Below are 20,922 nucleotides of genomic sequence, written 5' to 3' on the forward strand. Positions count from 1 at the left end.
AAATTATTTAATTCCTAATTTCTTTTTCAATTTTAAAAATAATAAAGCAATTGTATACGCATCTTCCGAAGGAGAACTGCGGTAACTTTTTGGCAGTTTGAAAATTTCCGAAAGTTCGTCTAATGAAAATTGTTTGTCGTTAATATCTACCAATTTTCGATACATGACATCGATATCTAAAGCTTCGTTTTTTAATCGGCCACAATCCAGTCGTATTAATGCATTATTTATCATATCAACATCAAAATCAACGTGATGCCCAATTAAAACAGCATTTCCAATGTAGTCTATAAAAGCATGAATGGCTTCTGGCTCGCTCAACTTTTTCATTTTGCTTTCCAGAATAAACTCGTTTGAAAGTCCATTGTCATGAAAATATTTATATTGTAATAAAATAGACTCGAAACTGTCCCCAATATGGATTTTATTGTTAATTATAGCAAAGGAACCGATAGACAAAATAACATCTCTTTCAGGATTTAATCCAGAAGTTTCTGTTGTAAATACGACATATCTCTTTGATTTTTGATCAAACTTAGAAAGATAAGTTTTCCAAAATTCAGGATGTTCTTTGTTTATGTTTTTTAGCCAATCTAGCATTGTTATGAAAATTGCGTTAGTTTGAAATTAGTTTTAATTAATTCTTCTAGTTCCTTCATTGGCGCTAAAGCATTCTTTAATTTTTCTTTTTCTAATTTATTGAGCTCGTTGATATTAATATATTGTCCAGAACTCTCATTTTTTAAACCTTCATTAAGTCTAAATTTAGATAAAATCAAAAATGCTTCAGCGCAATTTAGATAAGTATCTGAATTTTTTGAATCAATAATAGCTAATTGTTTAAAACGTAAATAAGTATTATTCAGGCCTTTTACATTAAAATGCATCGCAAATAATCTAGCACCATCAATAAGTGGCATTAAAGCTCTTGTTTTTATATCAAATTTATCCTTATTCGGTTCTTCTTCTTCTAAAGCAAATTTCTTGAAAAAAGTAAGAGGAGAATTTTTTCGTAAAGCATCATTACCTAGAAAATCAAAAAATAAGGAATTATGTGCTTGATTTTTTTCAATAACATTTTCTATGGCTTCAAATATTTTCTTCTCACCAAAAACGAGTTCTAAATCAAAGAAAATACTACTTAGATCATTGCTATTTTCACCTGGAGTATTCATCCAGTTGTCATATTGTTTAGTCCAGTCTGTCAATGATTTACACCATATAATATTGCTTGCCATATGACCATTTGGACATAATTCATAACCAACTTTTTCTAGTGTCGCAGTAGTTCTTTTTGCTAGTTTCAAAAAGTAATCTCTGACGTCTCTGTATTTGTCTGGAAGAACATCTTCAAAAATCAATATACTGTCTTGATCTGTAAGTAGTAATTGTTCTTTTCTTCCTTGACTTCCGATACTCAGCCATACAAATCGTGCCAGAGGAGAGCCTAATTCTAAAATAGACAATTCGACTGCGCGTTTTAGAATAGCAGAGTTTATCTCACTCGCAATATTATTTATATTTGAAAGCGGAATATTTTTATGAACTGAATTTTGGATTAATTCAGTCAACCTTTCTCTAATGTGTTTTAAATCTTTAGCACTTGAAGCACGTTTTATTTCTTTAATCAAAACACCAGGATTATTGGCTTGTGCTATAATTAAATCATGTTCAGAAATGACTCCTTTAACCGCGGATTTATCTGTACCGTCCAACGTAACACATAGATGAGTTACATTGTTTTTTAGCATCATAAGTTGTGCTTCGGCTAGGGAAACATTCTCAACAACAGTCACAACAGGAGAAGACATGATGGCTTTTATGCTTATGTCTAATGGAAATTGACCTGTGGCAATTTTGGTGCTCATGTCAGTATGGGTAACGATTCCAATAGGCAATTGGTTATCACAAATTACAACATTTGTAGAAAGGTTTTCGGTCATTAAAATCGCAATATCTTTTGCAACAGCATTGATAGTAGTCGTAAGCGGTGATCTGTTATAGGTCAACGATTGAAAATATTGCATTTCAGACTTCTGATCAATAGGAAATCCATTATCATTAGCCAATTTTCCTCTTAAAGATTCTTTCTCTTTTGGATTCCAAGTATTGGTTGCAAAACTCTCCAAAAGAAAATTTAAAACATCTGGATTATTGGCTACGAAAGGTCTGAATGTTGCAATAGGAATACCATATACGATACTATCTTCACGAGCTTTTGCGGTAGTCATATAGTTGTTTTTGGCGAAAAAAGGCCTTAATCCTATAACATCACCAGGATGACATTTATTTAAAAGTGTTTCTTCGGCATCTGCAATGACTGATAAATGTATAGTACCTGTAGCAACTACATAAAAGCAGTCGTGCAGTTTATCATTTATTTGAAATAAAGTATCGTTTTTTTCTAAATCTAAAACCCGAATATTAGTCGCTATAGCTGATAGTTCTTGAAAAGTCAAGTTATCAAACGGTGGATATTCTTTTAAAAAATCAGCAATATTTTCGGCAATTGTGTTCATAATTTAGTTGTAAAGTATCTCTGTAAAAATAATAAAAATAGGTATCAAAACGAAAGGTTACAATTTAATTTTGATTTATTTATACTTAGTTAAAATTATCATAAATAACTATGTAATAGCAGGCTGTTAATTATAAATATTTAATTTTATTTGTAAATAAATAAAGAAACTATGAAAATTTTAAAAATTACATCGCTGGTAATATTTACTCTTTTTGCAATATCATTTGCAAATGCACAAGAAAAACCAAAAAGTCCAGCAGAAAAAGTAACTGGTACAATAAATGGCGCTAGTATTGAAATAAATTATGGAAGTCCATCAGTAAGAGGTCGAAAAATATGGGGAGAACTAGTTCCTTTTGACAAGGTTTGGCGTGCTGGTGCCAATGACGCTACAACATTTGAAACCAATAAAGATCTTACAATCGAAGGTGCAAAATTGCCTGCTGGAAAGTATTCGTTTTTTGTAATTCCAAATGAAAAAGAATGTGTTATTATTTTTAATAAAGAAGCTAAACAATGGGGCGCATTTAAATATAAAGATACTGAAGATCAGCTTCGTGTAAAAGTTAAACCACAAGTGGCAAGTTCCAGTGTTGAAAAATTAGTTTATTCTATAAATTCAAACAACATAACTTTAAGTTGGGACACATGGAATATTGGTTTTAAAGTGAAATAATTTTATATAAAGTATTTTCAAATCGAAATATTTAAAATCACTGTCGTTAAGGCGGTGATTTTTTTTTTTTTAATCCATTCATTGAGAATTGGTCCACGGATTTTACGGATTTAGCAGATTTGCACGGAATTTTTTTTGTAAGCTCAAAATGTATGAATGTGAAGTATAGATGAGCTAATTATTTTAATCAAAAAATAAAATAAAATATTGAATGGATATCTATAAGATTAGTGATTCTTAAAAATTCTATTTTACATAATATAAATTATAGTTCAAAATGTATTGTGGTAAAAATGGGGAGTGAATTGATTGTAAGTTCTGTTTTACCAATAAAAAAAACGAACAGTAAAACTTTTACCGTTCGCTTTGTTATTAAAAATTATCCTTTATAAAAAATATGAAAAACTAAATCACAGTGTTTGTAATATCAATATTTTCAAGTTTATTGATGATAAAAATTTTCTTGGATGATTTGTATGTACTGTAACCATAATAAGTCACAACTGACAAACAGATTAAAGGCAAAATAAACGAAAAGTTTATTTCTGGAATAAATCCTAAAATTTTAACATCTGAAAATCCTGAGCCGCCCCAATCCAAAATACTTCCTTGCATAAGCGGCATTAATGCACCACCAACAATAGCCATAACTAAACCAGCAGAACCAATTTTAGCTTCGTCACCCATATCTTTTAGTGCTATTCCGTAGATTGTTGGAAACATAATTGACATAAAAATAGAAATACAAACCAAAGAAATCAATCCAGGAATCCCTTGTAATAGAATTGCTCCGGTTGCGCATAATACGCCTCCAATTCCGAATAGCATTAATATTTTTGAAGGATTTATACTTTTCATTAAACCAGTTCCAATCCATCGGCCAATTAAAAATAAAATCATCGCAGTTATATTGTAATATGTAGCAGTCAATTCTAATCCAAATGTTTCATTGATGTTGTCTACATATTGAAAAATATAGGTCCAACACATGATTTGTGCACCAACATAAAAAGCTTGTGTTAGAACTCCATTTTTGTAATTTTTGTTGGCAAATAACTTTTTGAACGATTCTGATATCGACATTTTATCTTCATGTGCAGTTTTTGGCATTTTGGTCAGTACAATAATAATAAGGATTATTAATACAAAAATCCCTAAGCCGATATATGGAATACTGATAATGCTCAAATCATTTTCACGAATACTGGCTAATTCATTTGAAGTTAAAGCTTTGAAAGCTTCCGGTGTATAATCATCTGATTTTATTTCTTTAATGACTAAAAATTGAGCCATTACCAATCCAGTTATGGCTCCGATTGGATTAAATGCCTGTGCTAAATTTAAACGTTGTGTTGCGGTTTCTTTGTTTCCTAAGAATAAAATTAAAGGATTTGAAGTAGTTTCTAGGAAAGCTAAACCACAAGTAATTACCCATAAAGAGATTAAAAAGAAAGTATAGCTTTGATAATGAGCCGCTGGATAGAATAAAAAAGCGCCTGTTGCGTACAACACTAATCCTAAAATTATTCCAGATTTATAACTGAATTTTCTAACAAACAAGGCTGCTGGTAAAGCCATGAAGAAATAACCAAAATAAAAAGCAAATTGTACCAAGGATGCTTGTGTATTTGAAAGTTCTGGCATCACTTTCTTGAAAGTAGAAACCATCGGGGTTGTTAAATCATTTGCAATTCCCCAAAGGGCAAATAATATAGTTATTATTATAAATTGAAAAACAAATTCTTTACTAACTACAGGGATTTTTTTTAATAGATTCATTGTTTTGTTTATTTAATTATTTGAAAATGTATTTGATTCTTCAGAATTACAGTCGGTTTGCTCGAATCCACATAAAAAATCCTCTATTTCTGACTGTGAAATCACAGGGTTTGCTCCTTCGCTTTGTGCAACGATAGAGCCAATTGCACTGGCAAAATTTATCGCATATTGTGGAGATTTTCCGTTAAGAAGCATGAAGATTAAGGATGCTAAAAAAGAATCTCCAGACCCCACGGTGTCTACGACATTTACTTTAAAACCAGAATTGTGGTAGAATTTATTTTGATGAAATAAAACTGCTCCATGAGATCCTAAAGTGACGCAAACTGTAGGTGTATTTGTTTTCTCTGCGATGAATTTTATATTTTGCTCTAAAGACTTTTTATTTGAATGCAAATCTTCACAAATTTCATTTAACTCATCGTCGTTAAACTTCAAGAAATCAGCTTCGTTCATTAAATCTAAAATATTGGCTTTGGTATAATGCGGAATTCTTAAATTCACATCAAATATTTTATATTTTGCTACCGCCAAAAGTTCTTTTAGTGTCTCTCTAGAAACAGAATCTCTAGACGATAAACTTCCATAAACAAAGAAATCGGCATCTTTAACGATTGCAATATTCTCTACAGATTTTTCAATTTTATCCCAAGCTGCAGGATAATTAATATCATAAGAAGCATTTCCTTTTTCATTCAAAATTACATTGACAATTCCGGTTGAATACGTATCGTTTACTTGAACAGCTTCAGTATTGATTCCTGCATCTTTCAAATAATTGACTAAAATTTTTCCGTTAGCATCATTACCAACGGCACTTATCATAGCAATATCAGCGCCTAATGAGCTTAATCGTGAAGCTACATTTAGCGGAGCTCCGCCAATTTTTTTGTGTTCTAAGAAAACATCAAAAAGAATTTCACCAAAACTTACACCTTTTAATTTCTTTTCCATTTTTTTAATTTTTTATATGTAAAACGATATATTTAGACTGTTACTTAGTTTAAAATTAGTGATTTATTGTACCATTTGGCGACCATTTCTTTCATAAATAAAAGGCTTCCTTTGGCAAGATCTTCGGAATTATATTTTGATGGTCTCCATAAAGATGTTGGACTAACTAATGCTGAAATCTGAGATGAAAAATTTTCTAAAACTAATGGTCCATGATAATTGATGGTTGCCAAAGCTTTGAAAAAATCATCCCAATGAACGTTTCCTTCACCAGTCATTCCGCGGTCACTTTCGGTAATGTGTATGTGTTTTAAATGATTTCCTGCTCGAATAATGGGATCATAGAAATTTCTTTCTTCAATATTCATGTGAAAAGTATCAAGATGCAATCCTATATTTGGCTGATCAAGATTTTCTATCATATCCAAAACTTCGTCTGCAGACGTAAATACATAACTTTCGTAGCGATTAATTGGCTCTGGAGCAATCGTAATATTACGTTCATTTGCGTATTTTGCAACATTTTCAAAAACTTGCAGTAGAATAGCTTTTTCGTCTTGTGTACAGGGATTTCCTGTGAATGTTCCGATGGCTGAATGCAATACACCTCCCAAAAAGTCACCATTCATTTCGGCTACTTTATCAAGCGCTGATTTAATAATGGTTATTGTTTGTTCTGGAAAAAAAGGAATATGACAATCGGCAGGTAAATTCAAGGTGCAACGACCTAAAACATTGTTTTTGTCAAGTAGTTCTTTTGTTTTTTTAGCATCGAAATCCAATGAAGCTGGTAAAATAATTTCAAGCATATCAAAACCATATTCAGCAGTTTTTTCTATAGCATAATTTCCTCCTTCAGTACTCCAGCTTGGGATAAATGATAAAATTGATGTTCCAAAAATTGGCATAATTATTTAGTTTTAAATTAGTTATTATTGTGTTGAAGAGTTATTCTTTTAAAACAACCACCATTCTGTTCTAACACCTACGTAAGTTCCCCAGCTCTTTTGATTTACTTGTAAATAAGGTGAATAGTTATGGTCGCGAGCGTAATCGTTGTAGTGAGCTAGCGTACAAACAAGGCGAATATGCGGACGACTCCAAGGATCTTTTTTGCCCAACGGAACAATCGTTGGTGCGAATGTAAATTTCCACATTTCGGCTTCTGGGTTATCACCATCTTTTCGAACGGCATAATGCACTTCTTCAATTAAATGCAGCCATTTAGTAACATAAAAGAAGCTTCTGAAGCCCACTACAAAATCTGTTTTTTGGTTGTATAATTGATTTCCGTTGAAGTATTCGTCGGTATTCGTACTCGAAGAACCGCCTTTACTGTGTGTAAAAACACCGTATCCATTGAGGCTGAATTTTGGGGTTAGATTTAGTAAAAAATGTTCTACCGTCGTAAAGGAATACGCATTGGTATATTTTCCTTCGGTATCAGGCGCTCCGTAAGTTGCCCAAGTAAAAGTGTTTCCATTGTCGCCGCCATTGGCAATTCCTGCACCATAACGAACTGAAAATTGATTGAACGAACCTGGTAATTTAGTTTTGAATGGATTTTTGTATTTGGCTCCAATTACCCATCCCTTATCAGCTGGATAGACTTTTGAGGAAGTTTTTGAATTGGCTGAAACATAATGAAATTCTCCTAAAAACTTCAAAATGCTATTGTTTTTAAAGTTGATGCTATGCTCCCCTATCCATACCATGCGTTGGCGAATGGCGGGATTGGTTGCGCCAGCAACGGTAATTTCATAATTATAAGGGTAAACATTTGTGGAGTCTGCCGAGGCTGGCATCAACATTGTCAATTCGGTATTTTTATAGCTTACACCAAATCCTTGGGCTGAATGGTCGTCAAAATAAAAGTAATCACTAATGTGTATGTCGTCATATCGGCGAAAACGCGCTCCAGCCCAAGCAGACCATTTGCTTCCCATGATATTTCTTGCTTCAATATAGGCTTCGGGAAGAATAAAAGTTAATCCGCCATTGGAGCGAGAACTCACATTTCCAACAAATTGCCCGTTGGCAGCATACATTCCTAAACGCATTTGAAAAGTTACATTGGTACTGTCTTTCCCAATAAGTTTTGGAGTAAAATGTACTGCTGGCAAAATATCAACATAGTCCGTTTGCTCCAAACGACCACCTAAAGAACCTTGTCCAGAAAGGTTTAGTGGTTTCCACATGTTTCCCTCTCCGTTTGGTGATAAACCCACCCCTATACGACCAGTTGTTCCTAATGAAAAATTAGTGTTTGTTATAACTACTTGTGAATAGCCACCTAAAAAAGTCATTAAAATCAGAAGTAAAAGTAGTTTGGTTTTCATGGTGTTGTATTTGTATCTAAAATTTTGTTCAGTAGATTATTTTTTAAATAATTAATAAACGTCAATTTGACTATTTATTTTTCAAATGTAAAAATAAAATTAATACAACAATAAAAAATAATTAAATATTTTAAAATATACACATAAATTAACTGTAAATAATATTAATATTATAAATATACGTACAAAATTTAATTATAATATTTAAAGTAATTTTGACGTTTAATTATTAATTTGTTGATTTTAATGCAAGTTTTTAATCATAAATAAATCATTACTTTTGTATTTGTGATGGTTTAGTTTAAAGTTGCCTAAACATTCTTATAAATTGTATTAACTATATTTTGTTTCCTTTATGGTGTCTCAAATAATCCCCAATATATCTGTTGACTGCGTTGTTTTTGGTTTTGATACCAATACTAAATCATTAAATGTATTATTACTTGATCGCTACTTAGAATCGGAAGAAAATCATGAAATATTAGTCAATGACCATGTGTTAACTGGGTATCATACACTCGAAAATGAGACAATAGATGATACGGCTACCCGAGTTTTGAAGGAACTTACAGGATTGGATAATCTGTATAAAAAACAGTTCAAGGTTTTTGGTGATCCAAATCGTTTAATGAACGAAAAAGATGTGATTTGGGCCAAAAGCGAAAATTTTAATCAACGTACTATAACTATCGCTTATTATTTTTTGTTAAAAACCCACGAAGTAGATTTGGAAAACAACCAGCATAAGCCAAAATGGTTTCCAGTAAATGATTTGCCCGAATTAGGTTTCGACCATAAAACAATAATTAACGAAGCTTATGCGGATATAAAGGCAAAATCATTATTCCAGCCTATTATTTTTGAACTTTTGCCTGATAAATTTACTATCAAGGAGCTGCAAGATGTTTATGAATGCATATTGGGTGTCGAAATTGATAATAGAAATTTCAGAAGAAAATTATTGGCGAAGAAATATCTAATTGAATTAGACGAAAAACAAGTGGGCGTTTCCAAAAAACCTTCGCAGTTGTTTATGTTTAGTAAGGATGTTTACCAAAAAATCTACAAGGAAAGTTACCTTATCAGTATTTAGTGTTTTAAATTTTTACCGCAAATTCGCAAATTATTTTATCCTTTTAAGTGTGAAATTTGCGAATTTGCGGTTTCTTTTTTTATATTTTTCAACCGTGAAGATTTTAAGTTCTTGGTGGTTTATTAGTTGAATACTTAATTAAAAAGGAGACTTTAAACCTTTAATTCTGCATTAAGAGTTACTTTTGCAAAAAAAATAAAAGAACTCTCTAAAATGACAAAAGCAAAATATTTTCAGTTAATACTAATCTTAGGTTCGATGACTGCGCTTGGACCATTTTCGATTGACATGTATTTGCCTGGATTTTCGGGAATTGCCAAAGATCTTAATACTACAGTCACTGAGGTTTCGATGTCATTGTCTAGTTATTTTATTGGAATTTCATTTGGACAATTGTTATACGGACCATTATTGGATCGTTTTGGCCGAAAAAAGCCTTTGTTTGTTGGACTGTTGGTTTATATTCTAGCTTCTTTGGGATGTGTTTTTGTAGCCGATATTAATACTTTTATTGGACTTCGATTTATACAGGCAGTGGGCAGTTGTGCTGCTACGGTGGCGTCGGTTGCAATGGTTCGGGATTTATTTCCAGTAAAAGAAATACCTAATGTACTTTCTAAATTAATGCTAGTATTAGGGCTTTCGCCAATGCTGGCGCCAACTATTGGTGGCTATGTTACAAGTTATTATGGTTGGCATGTTGTGTTTTTAATCCTAATGTTTATGGGTGTTTTTGTGCTTATTGCTTCGCAAATGGGTTTACCAACCACTAGTGAGCCGGATGCTTCAATTTCTTTGAAACCGAAACCGATAATCAACAATTTTGTTTCAATCATCAAAGTGCCTCAGTTTTATACTTATGCCTTGACGGGGGCAATTGCGTTCTCAGGATTGTTTACTTATGTTGCGGCTTCTCCTATTTTATTCATGGATATTTTAAAAGTAGATGCCACGGTTTATGGTTGGATTTTTGCTTTTATGTCAGTTAGCTTTATTGGCTCTAGCCAATTAAACTCATTATTGTTAAGACGATTTTCCAGTGAACAAATGATTTTTGGTGCTTTGGTAGCCCAAATAATAATTAGTGTTACTTTTTTAATTTTGGTTCTTAATGGACTTTTGGGATTGTATGGAACAATTACGATGTTGTTCCTGTTTTTGGCTTGTTTGGGTATTTCCAATCCCAATACGGCAGGATTGACCCTTGCTCCTTTTTCCAAAAATACGGGAAGTGCCTCGGCATTGATGGGGGCGACTCAATTAGGAATTGGCGCTTTATCTTCTTTCGCAGTAGGTGTTTTTGTTAAAGATTCTATGGTGCCAATGGTTGCTATAATGACTTGTACTACGATTGTCGCTTTTTTAATTTTGATTATTGGTAAAAGGAAAATTAAAGAAACTGTTGTGAATTCTGGGGATGAAGAGATTATGGTGGGGCATTAAATTATATCAATAATAAATATTTTGCTTAAATTAAAACTTACTTTTTTTATTTTAAAAGTAAGTTTTTGGTTATTTTTAAAATTAAACTTAATTGTTTGAAGATAAAGTTCTTTATATTTGTCTGAAAGTTAATAGTAAATGAAAATAGTACTTACAGAAAATGCTGAACGATCATATATTGAGATAATCAGTAAATACTCAGAAGTTAAAGCATCATTATTTGCAGCAGAAACTATTTTAATTTTAGATATGATTGAAAAAAACAATAATATAGGTTCTGGGCATAAAAAAACTCCCTATAGGAAGTTTTTAGTATCAGAACAAGTTTATCTTTTTTACAGAATAGATATAGAACTTATTTATATCGTTTTATTTTGGAATAATAAAAGAAATCCTTTGGATTTAGAGATTGTACTTAGCTCTTAATTTTTCTTTGAAATCTTCATAATTAACAATTTTCCCTGCTTTTATATCCTCTTCACTTTTTTGAAATTCTTGTAGCAATAATTCCTCGGGATATAACAAGCCTGTTATCATTTTTACTTCACTTGGTGTAAAATTTTTTAATCTCAATTTTCTATAATAAGTTGCATGTTTCAATCCTAATTTTTGCATAAAAAACTCTGCCTTGTAATAGGAGTTGCTAATTAATTCAGGCAAACTGTTTACGTAGTTTTCGTAATTTTCAACTATTTCTATCATAATATGATATTTTAATTATAAAATAATAACAAATATAGTGTTATTATTTTATAATTAAAATACGAGTTAATAATTTTTCACTTGTTTTTATCATAGAATACGCTATCAGGTTTGCAGTGATTTATGCAAAACGATAATTCCATTAAATTCCTGCTAGCTCAAAACAATTGTTGTCATTTCGTTTTTAATTTTTTGTCAGTTAAAATATAGAGGCCGTCTTTTGCTTTACTTCCATAGATAGCAATAGCAAACTTTGGCTCAAAATACAGATAATCTTTATTTTCAAGATTATTTGTAAAGTCTATTACTTTTTTAGAACACAAATCGCAATAGTTTCCTTTGTCTTTGGGTTTCATATCTTTCCATTTTTCGCTACAAGGATTATCTAATTTTAAAAATTTATTTTTCATCGTTAGATTTTTAAAATGAATGTCAATTTTTATATATACAAAACAAACCTTCGCAAAGCCACCCAAATTAAGATGTTATACGAAGGTTTGTCTTACTTTGTAATTTTCAAATATATAGTTTTTAACCAGGAATTACATACTGAATGTAAAACTATTTGGAACTATGCATCGATTTTCGTTCTCTTCTCTGGTCTGATAATCATTCGTAACGATTGGTCTTTGGATAAATAAGCAATCATCCAATGATAAAAAGTGTTCAATCTATTGCGATACGTTATCAATGACATTAGGTGAACGAATAACCAAATCATCCAAGCCAAAAAGCCTTTGAAATGCATTTGGGGTTTGGGCAAATCGACAACGGCTTTGTTTTTTCCAATAATAGCCATTGAGCCTTTGTCTTTGTATTTAAAGGGTTTTAATGGTTTGTTTTGAACCATTTGTTTGAAGTTTTCTGCCAGATTTACACCTTGCTGAATGGCAACTTGTGCTACTTGCGGATGACCTCCCGGGAAAGCAGAATCGTTGATTTGGATGCAGGTGTCACCAATAGCGTAAATATTATTGGTAGCGTTTACTTTGTTGAATGCATCAGTTGCCATTCGTTTGCCACGACCGTAACTTTCTGCTGGAATTCCTTCAAATTCTCTGGCTGAAACTCCTGCTGCCCAAATTAGATTTTTAGTTTGTATAGTTTTTCCATCGGCGAAGAAAACGGTGTCGTCTTTATAGTCTATCACTCGGGTGTTTAGTTTGACTATGACTCCGAGTTGGGTTACTGCTTCGAGTGTATCTGCTTGCGATGCTGTGCTCATAGGCGATAGCAAGGCATCTCCCCCATCGACCAAATAAATATTACTGGCAGAGGTTTCGAGTTCTGGATATTCTTTGAGTAGAATATTTTTTCGCATTTCGGCAAACATTCCCGAAACTTCAACTCCTGTAGGACCTCCACCGACAACTACAATAGTCAATAATTTTCGGCGTTCTCGAATGTCTTTGCAGATAGCAGCTTTTTCCAGATTTTTTAATAGTGCATTGCGCATTTCAATGGCATCATTGAGCGTTTTCATCGGAATGGCATTTTTCTTGACATTTTCCATTCCAAAATAACTGGTTTCAGCTCCCGTTGCAAAAACTAGGTGGTCATAATGCAATTCTCCGTTATTGAGGATAATTTTGTTTTCAGAAGGAATTACTTTTTGTAATTCGCCCAAACGAAACTGCAGATTTTTTTTGCCTGCAAAAAATTTTCGAAATGGATAACTGATACTTGAAGGTTCTAAAAAGGCTGTAGCAACCTGATAAATGAGTGGCGGAAAGAAATTATAATTGTTTTTGTCAACAAGGGTTACTTCAATTCCTTTGTGGTTGGCGAGTTCTTTGGCTAAATTAATTCCAGCAAAACCTCCGCCTATGATTACTATTTGCATATCGTACTTTTATAAAAAAGGTTATATTTATAAAAGTACGATATAAATTAGCAGCAAAACCCTAGTTTTTGAATTTTTTAACAGGCTTTTCTGCTATTTCAGTTTTGTTTTGCAAAAGGTAATTTGCTAGCAATTTTTCTATCAATTCGTCTTTGGTTAAATGATGAAAAATGGTTTTAATTTTTGTTTTTAATTCGGCATCAACATCGTGATTTGGCTTGGTTTTGAAGATTTGCTTCGCCCATAAAAGCGTGTTATTCTCTTCAATACTTGCTACTGTTGGTTTTTTGTATTTAGAAAACTGGATTCCTAATTCTCTTTCAAAATCAGCAATTTCTACTTCTTCTTCGGGTTGTAAAACGGTTAAAGAAAGCCCTTTGGCTCCTGCTCTAGCCGTTCTTCCGCTACGGTGAACGTACACTTCGTAGACATCCGGCAAATGATAATTGACAACATAAGAAATTTCTTTTACGTCAATTCCTCTCGCTGCCAAATCGGTAGCCACCAAAATATTGATGTGTCCCTCACGGAATTGCTCCATAATTCGGTCACGGATTCCTTGAGAAAGACTTCCGTGCAAAGCTCCTGAAGAGAATCTATTGATTGCCAGATTTTTGGCCAGTTTGTTAACAGCTGCTTTGGTTTTACAGAAAATAATACCGCGTTCTCCTTCTTTTGAATTTAGGAAATGCATTAAAACATCCAGTTTTTCTATAGGATCTACCACAATATAGTTATGGTCAATTCCTTGATTACCTACAGTTTCCATGCTGGCGCTTACCTGAACCACATTTTTATTTAAGTAATTCTGGATTAACTGCTTAATTGTTCCAGGCATTGTGGCCGAAAACAAAAAGGTTCTGTATGTTTTGGGTAATTCGGTTATGATTTCGTCCAAAGCTTCTTTAAGGATAGATACCATTTCGTCGGCTTCATCGAGAACTAGAAATTTGGTTTCTTTTAGGCTTATGGCTTTGCGTTGTAACAAATCGATCAAACGACCCGGAGTTGCCACAACAATATGTGCTGGTGTTTTTAATCGTTCAATCTGTGGTTTGATTGGGATTCCTCCACAAACGGCTGCTATTGAAACTTCAGGGGAATATTTGGCGTAGCTTTCTAAATTGGTAAAAATCTGTTGTCCCAATTCTCTTGTAGGTACTAGGATTACGGCTTGTACAGCAGTAACATTCGTGTCTATTAATTGCAATAATGGTAATCCAAAAGCAGCGGTTTTTCCCGTTCCTGTTTTGGCAAGTCCCACGATATCCGTTGTGTTTGCTAACAATAGCGGAATGGTTTTTTGCTGAATTTCGGTTGGTATAACAATTCCCATTTCGGTAATCGCTTTTAGTATTCCTTTTGAAACTCCTAAATCTGAGAATTGTGTTGACATGCTTTTTGTTTTTTAATTGTAAAATGCTTTTGAATAGCAGAATGTTTTTTTAGTCCCGATAGCAGTGGAAATCCTTTTGTGCCGGGGTTCGGCACAAAAGATTGAAACGGATAGCGGGATTAGCTCCTGAAAATTATTATTATGTTTACGATAAAGAGACGCATTGCTGTGTATTTTCACAAACTTGCGCCTCTTTGACTGTATACTTATAACTGAATACTGAATACTTTTTTAATCGGCTTCGTTCATGATTTTCTCACGATATTTTTTCCCGATTAATAAAGTCATTTTTAGTTTGTAATCTTCCATTAACCATTCTCTGTAATTTTTACTGCACTGGCTAAGGCATTTTGAAAAGCGTTTTACACGATATTCGATATCGGCTTCCAATTCTTTTGAAAGCGCTTTGGCTTCATTCAATTCTTCGGTATTATCTACACACATTGCTGCGTGTTGATCTATTGATTTTTCCAGAACTACTTTAGATCTTAAGTTCTGAGCTATAGCGAGTTTGTGTTCTTCATCTACATCAAAACTTACATCGGCAGTTTTGCTAAATCTGGCACGCAATTCTGGAGGCATAGTATATTTGAAATGCACTTCAATTTCACTATCATCTCTTAAATTTTCGAGGTAAAACTCAGGAGATTTAAAAATGTGCTGCCAGTTTACAGGATCACTCCAAAGTCCAAAACGAGCCGCATTATTTCCTAAATCGATAACTGCAAATTCGTCTTTACCAGGCAATTTTCTAGAACCACGACCAATCATTTGGAAATATAATGTCAAAGATTTGGTTGCTCTGTTCAAAATAATAGTTTCAACAGTTGGCTCATCAAAACCAGTTGTAAGGATTCCCACTGAAGTTAGAATCGCATCTGGTGTATGTTTAAACCAGTGTAGAATCTCTTTTCGTTCTTCGGCACTACTTGTATTATCAAGGTGTCGAATGCCGTATCCTGCTTCTCTAAATGTTTCATAAACATATAAAGAGGTATTGATACCGTTGTTAAAAATCAAGGTTTTTTTACCTAAAGATTTTTCAGTGTAAGCATGCAGTAATTTTTCCTGCATAGCCATGTTCGTATATAAATCATCAGAAGATTTTACAGTGTAATCTCCGTTGATACCTACTTTTAGAGAGGTTAACCCAACATCGTAGCTGTAAGTTACCGCTTTTGCCAAAAAGCCGTTTTCTATCAATGAATTAATGGTGTCTCCCACGATTAATTCATCATAGCTTTGATGCATTGGTAATTTTATATTTGAACTCAATGGAGTTGCTGTAACTCCAAGTATGAATGCGTTTTTGAATGATTTTAATAATTTTCTAAACGAATTGTAATGCGCCTCATCGATAATTACTAAACCAATATTATCTAAATGCAGTTTTTCGTCATTGATACGATTTTTCAAAGTTTCGACCATGGCCACAAAGCAAGAATACTCATTTTGGTCTGGAAGTTCTTTTACTTTACTGTTGATGATTTTGTTTTTTACATCAAAACCTTTCAACATTTTAGAAGTTTGCTTACACAACTCGATACGATGCGTTAGTACCACTACTTTTTTGTTGTGTTGTGACAAATAACGACGTACAATTTCAGAGAAAATCACTGTTTTTCCTCCACCTGTAGGCAGTTGGTACAATAAATGATGCTGAGCAGGAGCATTGTCTATACGCTCAAATATGGCGTCAATATCTCCTTGCTGGTAAGCGTAAAGTTCTTTTCGGGTTTCAATTTCAATTTCTAAACTTTCTTGATGCATTTTGTATTTTTCGATTTTTGCAAAAATACACCTAAAAAACAGTTATTCGTCTAATTTTTTTTAAAATTATATTTTGGTATTAAATAATATGAATTTTAATCGGACTTTTAGTCATGTAGAATTTCTATACTTGCTTTGAAATCAGTAATATTCTTCCATTTTTGTTCTTTAACTTCTTCAACTATGGAAAATATTCGGGTTTTAAATTCACTGATAATTCCGTTTGAAATAATATATTTTATTGCCTGATCAAAAGAATTATGCATGCTTTTGTAGAATAATTCTTGGTTAATTGTGTTTTCGGAAGCAAAAGTTTGAGCAATTTCGATGTTATAAAGCATAACATCGACAATAACGAATGGGTCTACGCCCAAAAGCATAAAGTGTTTGATATATTTTTGAGCCACCGAACGCCTAATTTTAGGTTTTTTTCTTTTGCTTCTTGTCTGTAGTGGAAAATACTCATGAGAAATTTTGAGTTTACATTCCTGTAACAACGTTTCTTCTTTTGGATTAAATACAAAATCGTAGAATACTTTTACTGGACTGAACTTTTCATACAATTCGATAATTTGCTCTTCGAGTTGTTCTTTATTGAGTTCATTTAAATATTTTTTTAAATCGCGCTTGCTCATTGTAGAAGTTTATAAAGACAAAAGTAATTTCTTTATTTAGCAATAACACAATTACCGATGTTATTACTTAATTTTGTTTTCTATATTTAGTTATGTAAGTTATTATTTTAGTACTTACATTTTTGTTTTAATTCATTATTATTTAAATTTTTCACATGCTTAAAATCTTTAAAGTTACTGCGATTTTGGAAGGAATCTCATATTTGGTTTTATTTTCAAATATGCTTTTTATTAAACCGACAAATTTTCCCCTTTACAAAACGCTTTTATACCCAATTGGGATGAGTCATGGAGTATTGTTTGTAGGTTATATTCTTTTAGCCTTTTTATTGAAAAATGCTTGTAAATGGGACTTAAAAACATTTGGTATCATATTGATTGCTTCGTTATTGCCATTCGGAACTTTTTATATCGAAAAGAAATACTTGTAGAAAATGATTAAAATAATCCATTCTCTTTTTAATTTTCTCTACCCTATTTTTAGAAGTTGGGGACTGAGCAGAAGTTTGTCAACTTACGTGAGTTTGTTTTTCAACATCATTTTGCTTTGCGTTATAGTCTATGGATTATTTATTATTTTTCGATTTGTATTGGTAACGGTATTGACTATTGTTTCTCAAAAAACAAAAACGAGATTTGATGACTTGCTAGTTGCGAATAAAACGGCAACTTATATTTCGTATTTATTTCCGTTAATTTTTGTTGTTCATTCGGTTCCTGTAATTTTAGATAAGTTCGAATATTGGGAAAATATCTTTGGACAAATAGTACGGGTTTATTTGGTTTTGATGATCTTATGGATAATCCGAACTATTTTTAATACCATTAGGGATTATTTAAAATTAATTCCAAGATACAGTGATAAACCCATCGATAGCTTCATTCAGGTTATTATGATTGTGCTTTGGATGATGGGTATTACGTTTATAATTTCAAAATTATTTGATATTGATCAAAAGGAATTATTAACTCTTTTAGGGGCTGTTTCAGCGGTTATTATCTTAGTTTTTAGAGATACAATTTTAGGATTTGTAGCCAGTGTTCAAGTAGCTATAAACGATATGGTTCGTATTGGTGATTGGATTACTATGGATCGTTATGGAGCCGATGGTGATGTGATAGAAATTAATTTGGCTACCGTAAAAGTTCGAAATTTTGATAATACGACAACTACAATTCCGACGTATAGCTTGAGTTCGGATTCTTTTCAAAACTGGAGAGGAATGCTTAATTCTGATGGAAGACGGATAAAAAGACACATTATAATCAAAGCAAGTAGTATTCGTTTTCTTGAAGAGGAAGAACTTAACGATTTAAAAAGAATAGAACTTTTGAGTACTTATATTGATACTCGAAAGATTGAAATTGATAATTACAATTCTAGCCATAAAATTGATAAAAGTTTGGCTATAAATGGACGAAACTTAACTAATTTTGGATTGTTTCGTAAATATATTAGTCAATATCTTAGTCAGAATCCAAGTTTGAATAAGGATATGACAACACTTTGCAGACAATTACAACCAACACCTTATGGCGTTCCCCTTGAAGTATATGCTTTTTCTAAAGACAAGCGCTTTGAAAATTATGAATACATCATGTCTGATATATTCGATCATATTATTGCTTCTGTTCCTTATTTTGATTTGGAAATTTTTGTAATGCCGTCAGAAAATGAAGCAAAGTCTATTAAGAAGGATTAAAAAAAATCACTAAATTCAAAAGATTTAGTGATTCTTTTTTCTAAACATATTCTTAGCAACTTAGAATCTTAGAAACTTCCTGCTAACCTATTCTGTCTTTTACATATTCGATCTCTGTTTTTCCATGTGCTTTTGGTTTTCCATCTTCGCCTAAATTTACCATTATGGTGCTGTCTATAGTGATTATGGTTTCGCGGGTCATCATATTTCTAGCTTCACATTTTAACTCCAATGAAGAACGCCCAAATTTTACAACATCAATACCAATTTCGATGATGTCACCTTGTCTTGCAGAGCTTCTGAAATTGATTTCAGACATATGTTTTGTAACGATTCTGGGATTTTCTAATTGTATAATTGAATATAAAGCCAATTCTTCGTCTAACCAAGCTAATAATTTACCTCCAAATAAGGAGCCGTTTGGGTTTAAGTCTTCAGGTTTTACCCATTTTCTAGTATGAAATCTCATAATTTTTTATTTTATATTGCTAAAATAATACATTGCTAACTGTAAATTTTATATTTTTAAGAAAAAATAAGATGAACCAGAGAGATAAAATAATCAAAGAAATTCGTGGAGAATCATTAGGAGAAACAAACATTCAGTCATTATCTGATGAGCTGTTTCAAAATGAAGTGCTTAGGCCTATTTTGCAATTACAGAACGATTTGTTTATCGCTTCTTTTATCAATTACATCAGTAAATACAAAAGAGATTTTTATACCAGAACGGTTGAAAATAAGTTGAGTATTATTGAAAATGCGATTCAAAAAGACATTAAATTTAGAAATGCCTTAAAAGGAATGATTATCGCATTATTTACAACAGATGAATATGCGCTTTACATCAAAAATTCTTCAAGTCTTAACAAAAGAATGATGAATTTATTGATTGACAGATTAAAAAGTCAAGTTCAATTGTTTGAAGTAGAATAAAATTCAAGAAAATTAGGAAACAAAATAAGCTTTTAAATTTAAATAAAGTAAACCAGTTTTTATTTTTTCAGATCAATCAGTTTACAAAGTATTCAGCCTGCATTAAATTTTGAGTTAATTTACTGCAGGCTGAATACTTATAATAATAAGTAATCCAACTACAATTGTTTAGAGTGAACATATTCAGACAATTTCACTCCTTTTGACAACTCATTAAGATATATTTCTGAAATCCCTGAAGCTTTTATAATCTCCTCACTAGAGTAATCCTCTTTTTTGATTTCAGCTGCATATTTTATTCCAAATAAACGTATCATTAACGCCGCATCTTCCATTTGGGCATTATTATACACATCGTTTAATATTGTTCCTAATTCTGCTATAGTCATGATTTTATGTTCTTTATTTATTGATACTTTTTATTTACCAACATCTATGCCAAACACCTAAAAACAAATACATTACAACGTTAATCTTTTCAAAAAAAAGTTTAATTTCAAAATTAATTCTGCAAACTTTAATTTAATAGTAATAAGCATAATATAGGATAACGTAGGCAAGCCATTAAATGAACTAAAAAAATTAAATATAAATTACAGAGCTATAATTTTGTCAAAGTTTTTGGATCTTTACAAAGATTCTCAGAAAATATAAATATGTTTGATTTTCCTCTAAACAAAAAAATAATCCTCTTTGACGGCGTTTGTAACCTTTGCAACACAGCCGTACAATTTGTTATTCAGCACGATACGAAAGACGTGTTTCGATTTGTGGCTTTGCAATCGGAATTGGGGCAGGAAATTCTAAAACATATTGGGATTAACCCAAAGAACATTGACAGCATTATTCTTTACGAACCCGGAGTGGCATATTATTACAAATCGTCGGCAGCGATTCAAATTGCACGAAGTTTGGGCGGATTTTTACATTTTGGAACTGTTTTCAGAATCATTCCAACTGCAATCAGAAATCAGCTTTATGATTACATTGCCAAAAATCGTTACAAATGGTATGGCAAAAAGGAAAGTTGTATGATTCCAACTCCGGAATTGAAAACTAAGTTTTTGTAAAACCAAATTTCCTATTGAAAACGAATGCCCTAGCCCTGATGGAAACGGCATCCTTTTTCTTT

Annotated in this window: 22 protein-coding genes; 8 read left to right on the top strand and 14 right to left on the bottom strand. The window is 32.2% G+C overall.

Translation table 11 applies throughout. From position 1 onward, the window contains the following. Positions 1 to 3 precede the first annotated feature (3 nt). The gene (locus tag ACUN3A_RS18550) at positions 4 to 600 is read right to left on the bottom strand and encodes a 3'-5' exonuclease (protein ID WP_445552772.1); all 597 of its coding nucleotides are present in this window, start codon (positions 598 to 600) and stop codon (positions 4 to 6) included. Positions 601 to 602: 2 nt separating this feature from the next. Further along, positions 603 to 2,519, bottom strand: coding sequence for a DUF294 nucleotidyltransferase-like domain-containing protein (locus tag ACUN3A_RS18555; RefSeq protein WP_445552773.1), 1,917 nt, complete (start codon positions 2,517 to 2,519; stop codon positions 603 to 605). Between the two features lie 171 nt (positions 2,520 to 2,690). Between ACUN3A_RS18555 and ACUN3A_RS18560 the strand changes: the two genes are divergently transcribed. Further along, a complete protein-coding gene (locus tag ACUN3A_RS18560) occupies positions 2,691 to 3,197 on the top strand; it encodes a DUF2911 domain-containing protein (protein WP_445552774.1) in 507 nt (168 codons plus the stop codon). A 405-nt stretch (positions 3,198 to 3,602) separates the two neighbouring features. Here the strand turns inward: ACUN3A_RS18560 and fucP are convergent, their stop codons facing one another. The 4 genes from fucP to ACUN3A_RS18580 are packed head-to-tail and all read right to left on the bottom strand — an operon-like array spanning position 3,603 to position 8,269. Then, entirely contained in the window at positions 3,603 to 4,976 is a 1,374-nt protein-coding gene (gene fucP / locus ACUN3A_RS18565) for an L-fucose:H+ symporter permease (RefSeq protein ID WP_445552775.1), read from the bottom strand. 12 nt (positions 4,977 to 4,988) lie between these two features. Beyond that, positions 4,989 to 5,930, bottom strand: a complete 942-nt coding sequence (locus ACUN3A_RS18570) for a carbohydrate kinase family protein (protein ID WP_445552776.1) — start codon at positions 5,928 to 5,930, stop codon at positions 4,989 to 4,991. A 44-nt stretch (positions 5,931 to 5,974) separates the two neighbouring features. Next, a complete protein-coding gene (locus ACUN3A_RS18575; protein WP_445552777.1) occupies positions 5,975 to 6,838 on the bottom strand; it encodes a sugar phosphate isomerase/epimerase family protein in 864 nt (287 codons plus the stop codon). 48 nt (positions 6,839 to 6,886) lie between these two features. Further along, complete coding sequence (locus ACUN3A_RS18580; RefSeq protein ID WP_445552778.1) at positions 6,887 to 8,269, bottom strand: carbohydrate porin; 1,383 nt, start codon at positions 8,267 to 8,269, stop codon at positions 6,887 to 6,889. Between the two features lie 355 nt (positions 8,270 to 8,624). On the opposite strand from ACUN3A_RS18580, the gene ACUN3A_RS18585 reads away from it, so the two are divergent. The 3 genes from ACUN3A_RS18585 (at position 8,625) to ACUN3A_RS18595 (ending at position 11,231) form a co-directional block, all read left to right on the top strand. Then, entirely contained in the window at positions 8,625 to 9,362 is a 738-nt protein-coding gene (locus ACUN3A_RS18585; RefSeq protein ID WP_445552779.1) for an NUDIX hydrolase, read from the top strand. A gap of 213 nt (positions 9,363 to 9,575) precedes the next feature. Further along, positions 9,576 to 10,805, top strand: coding sequence for a multidrug effflux MFS transporter (locus tag ACUN3A_RS18590; protein WP_445552780.1), 1,230 nt, complete (start codon positions 9,576 to 9,578; stop codon positions 10,803 to 10,805). A gap of 138 nt (positions 10,806 to 10,943) precedes the next feature. Then, a complete protein-coding gene (locus ACUN3A_RS18595; RefSeq protein WP_445552781.1) occupies positions 10,944 to 11,231 on the top strand; it encodes a type II toxin-antitoxin system RelE/ParE family toxin in 288 nt (95 codons plus the stop codon). On the opposite strand, the gene ACUN3A_RS18600 is transcribed toward ACUN3A_RS18595, so the two are convergent. The 6 genes from ACUN3A_RS18600 to ACUN3A_RS18625 all read right to left on the bottom strand — a co-directional run bounded on the left by ACUN3A_RS18600 (position 11,208) and on the right by ACUN3A_RS18625 (position 17,151). Then, positions 11,208 to 11,507, bottom strand: a complete 300-nt coding sequence (locus ACUN3A_RS18600) for a hypothetical protein (protein ID WP_445552782.1) — start codon at positions 11,505 to 11,507, stop codon at positions 11,208 to 11,210. The genes ACUN3A_RS18595 and ACUN3A_RS18600 overlap by 24 nt on opposite strands. A 173-nt stretch (positions 11,508 to 11,680) precedes the next feature. Further along, positions 11,681 to 11,917 carry a hypothetical protein gene (locus ACUN3A_RS18605; protein WP_445552783.1) on the bottom strand — a complete coding sequence of 79 codons (237 nt, stop codon included), beginning with the start codon at positions 11,915 to 11,917 and terminating at the stop codon, positions 11,681 to 11,683. A gap of 161 nt (positions 11,918 to 12,078) precedes the next feature. Next, positions 12,079 to 13,350 carry an NAD(P)/FAD-dependent oxidoreductase gene (locus ACUN3A_RS18610; protein WP_445552784.1) on the bottom strand — a complete coding sequence of 424 codons (1,272 nt, stop codon included), beginning with the start codon at positions 13,348 to 13,350 and terminating at the stop codon, positions 12,079 to 12,081. Positions 13,351 to 13,411: 61 nt separating this feature from the next. Beyond that, positions 13,412 to 14,746 carry a DEAD/DEAH box helicase gene (locus tag ACUN3A_RS18615; RefSeq protein ID WP_445552785.1) on the bottom strand — a complete coding sequence of 445 codons (1,335 nt, stop codon included), beginning with the start codon at positions 14,744 to 14,746 and terminating at the stop codon, positions 13,412 to 13,414. A 231-nt stretch (positions 14,747 to 14,977) separates the two neighbouring features. Next, a complete protein-coding gene (locus ACUN3A_RS18620; RefSeq protein WP_445552786.1) occupies positions 14,978 to 16,516 on the bottom strand; it encodes a DEAD/DEAH box helicase in 1,539 nt (512 codons plus the stop codon). 107 nt (positions 16,517 to 16,623) lie between these two features. Then, positions 16,624 to 17,151 (bottom strand): DUF6155 family protein, encoded by a 528-nt coding sequence (locus tag ACUN3A_RS18625; RefSeq protein WP_445552787.1) that lies wholly within the window; start codon positions 17,149 to 17,151, stop codon positions 16,624 to 16,626. 155 nt (positions 17,152 to 17,306) lie between these two features. On the opposite strand from ACUN3A_RS18625, the gene ACUN3A_RS18630 reads away from it, so the two are divergent. Then, positions 17,307 to 17,582, top strand: a complete 276-nt coding sequence (locus ACUN3A_RS18630) for a DUF3817 domain-containing protein (protein WP_445552788.1) — start codon at positions 17,307 to 17,309, stop codon at positions 17,580 to 17,582. A gap of 3 nt (positions 17,583 to 17,585) precedes the next feature. Then, positions 17,586 to 18,854: a mechanosensitive ion channel family protein gene (locus ACUN3A_RS18635; protein WP_445552789.1), complete on the top strand. Its 1,269-nt coding sequence runs from the start codon at positions 17,586 to 17,588 to the stop codon at positions 18,852 to 18,854. 82 nt (positions 18,855 to 18,936) lie between these two features. On the opposite strand, the gene ACUN3A_RS18640 is transcribed toward ACUN3A_RS18635, so the two are convergent. Continuing rightward, positions 18,937 to 19,323 (bottom strand): acyl-CoA thioesterase, encoded by a 387-nt coding sequence (locus ACUN3A_RS18640; RefSeq protein WP_445552790.1) that lies wholly within the window; start codon positions 19,321 to 19,323, stop codon positions 18,937 to 18,939. Positions 19,324 to 19,394: 71 nt separating this feature from the next. On the opposite strand from ACUN3A_RS18640, the gene ACUN3A_RS18645 reads away from it, so the two are divergent. Then, the gene (locus ACUN3A_RS18645) at positions 19,395 to 19,790 is read left to right on the top strand and encodes a glyoxalase (RefSeq protein WP_445552791.1); all 396 of its coding nucleotides are present in this window, start codon (positions 19,395 to 19,397) and stop codon (positions 19,788 to 19,790) included. Positions 19,791 to 19,948: 158 nt separating this feature from the next. Here ACUN3A_RS18645 and ACUN3A_RS18650 read toward each other — a convergent pair whose 3' ends face one another. Then, positions 19,949 to 20,179 carry an HTH-like domain-containing protein gene (locus ACUN3A_RS18650; RefSeq protein ID WP_445552792.1) on the bottom strand — a complete coding sequence of 77 codons (231 nt, stop codon included), beginning with the start codon at positions 20,177 to 20,179 and terminating at the stop codon, positions 19,949 to 19,951. 267 nt (positions 20,180 to 20,446) lie between these two features. Between ACUN3A_RS18650 and ACUN3A_RS18655 the strand changes: the two genes are divergently transcribed. Beyond that, positions 20,447 to 20,860, top strand: coding sequence for a thiol-disulfide oxidoreductase DCC family protein (locus ACUN3A_RS18655; RefSeq protein ID WP_445552793.1), 414 nt, complete (start codon positions 20,447 to 20,449; stop codon positions 20,858 to 20,860). The last annotated feature ends 62 nt before the right edge of the window (positions 20,861 to 20,922 follow it).

Source organism: Flavobacterium sp. WC2509 (assembly GCF_052683105.1).

Excerpts from the sequence above, each read along its gene's own strand:
- ACUN3A_RS18655 (WP_445552793.1), top strand. The coding sequence starts at position 20,447 with ATGTTTGATTTTCCTCTAAACAAAAAAATAATCCTCTTTGACGGCGTT.
- ACUN3A_RS18610 (WP_445552784.1), bottom strand. The coding sequence starts at position 13,350 with ATGCAAATAGTAATCATAGGCGGAGGTTTTGCTGGAATTAATTTAGCC.
- ACUN3A_RS18640 (WP_445552790.1), bottom strand. The coding sequence starts at position 19,323 with ATGAGATTTCATACTAGAAAATGGGTAAAACCTGAAGACTTAAACCCA.
- ACUN3A_RS18590 (WP_445552780.1), top strand. The coding sequence starts at position 9,576 with ATGACAAAAGCAAAATATTTTCAGTTAATACTAATCTTAGGTTCGATG.
- ACUN3A_RS18560 (WP_445552774.1), top strand. The coding sequence starts at position 2,691 with ATGAAAATTTTAAAAATTACATCGCTGGTAATATTTACTCTTTTTGCA.
- ACUN3A_RS18575 (WP_445552777.1), bottom strand. The coding sequence starts at position 6,838 with ATGCCAATTTTTGGAACATCAATTTTATCATTTATCCCAAGCTGGAGT.
- ACUN3A_RS18615 (WP_445552785.1), bottom strand. The coding sequence starts at position 14,746 with ATGTCAACACAATTCTCAGATTTAGGAGTTTCAAAAGGAATACTAAAA.
- fucP (WP_445552775.1), bottom strand. The coding sequence starts at position 4,976 with ATGAATCTATTAAAAAAAATCCCTGTAGTTAGTAAAGAATTTGTTTTT.
- ACUN3A_RS18600 (WP_445552782.1), bottom strand. The coding sequence starts at position 11,507 with ATGATAGAAATAGTTGAAAATTACGAAAACTACGTAAACAGTTTGCCT.
- ACUN3A_RS18650 (WP_445552792.1), bottom strand. The coding sequence starts at position 20,179 with ATGACTATAGCAGAATTAGGAACAATATTAAACGATGTGTATAATAAT.
- ACUN3A_RS18580 (WP_445552778.1), bottom strand. The coding sequence starts at position 8,269 with ATGAAAACCAAACTACTTTTACTTCTGATTTTAATGACTTTTTTAGGT.
- ACUN3A_RS18620 (WP_445552786.1), bottom strand. The coding sequence starts at position 16,516 with ATGCATCAAGAAAGTTTAGAAATTGAAATTGAAACCCGAAAAGAACTT.
- ACUN3A_RS18605 (WP_445552783.1), bottom strand. The coding sequence starts at position 11,917 with ATGAAAAATAAATTTTTAAAATTAGATAATCCTTGTAGCGAAAAATGG.
- ACUN3A_RS18625 (WP_445552787.1), bottom strand. The coding sequence starts at position 17,151 with ATGAGCAAGCGCGATTTAAAAAAATATTTAAATGAACTCAATAAAGAA.
- ACUN3A_RS18585 (WP_445552779.1), top strand. The coding sequence starts at position 8,625 with ATGGTGTCTCAAATAATCCCCAATATATCTGTTGACTGCGTTGTTTTT.
- ACUN3A_RS18635 (WP_445552789.1), top strand. The coding sequence starts at position 17,586 with ATGATTAAAATAATCCATTCTCTTTTTAATTTTCTCTACCCTATTTTT.
- ACUN3A_RS18630 (WP_445552788.1), top strand. The coding sequence starts at position 17,307 with ATGCTTAAAATCTTTAAAGTTACTGCGATTTTGGAAGGAATCTCATAT.
- ACUN3A_RS18570 (WP_445552776.1), bottom strand. The coding sequence starts at position 5,930 with ATGGAAAAGAAATTAAAAGGTGTAAGTTTTGGTGAAATTCTTTTTGAT.
- ACUN3A_RS18645 (WP_445552791.1), top strand. The coding sequence starts at position 19,395 with ATGAACCAGAGAGATAAAATAATCAAAGAAATTCGTGGAGAATCATTA.
- ACUN3A_RS18550 (WP_445552772.1), bottom strand. The coding sequence starts at position 600 with ATGCTAGATTGGCTAAAAAACATAAACAAAGAACATCCTGAATTTTGG.
- ACUN3A_RS18555 (WP_445552773.1), bottom strand. The coding sequence starts at position 2,519 with ATGAACACAATTGCCGAAAATATTGCTGATTTTTTAAAAGAATATCCA.
- ACUN3A_RS18595 (WP_445552781.1), top strand. The coding sequence starts at position 10,944 with ATGAAAATAGTACTTACAGAAAATGCTGAACGATCATATATTGAGATA.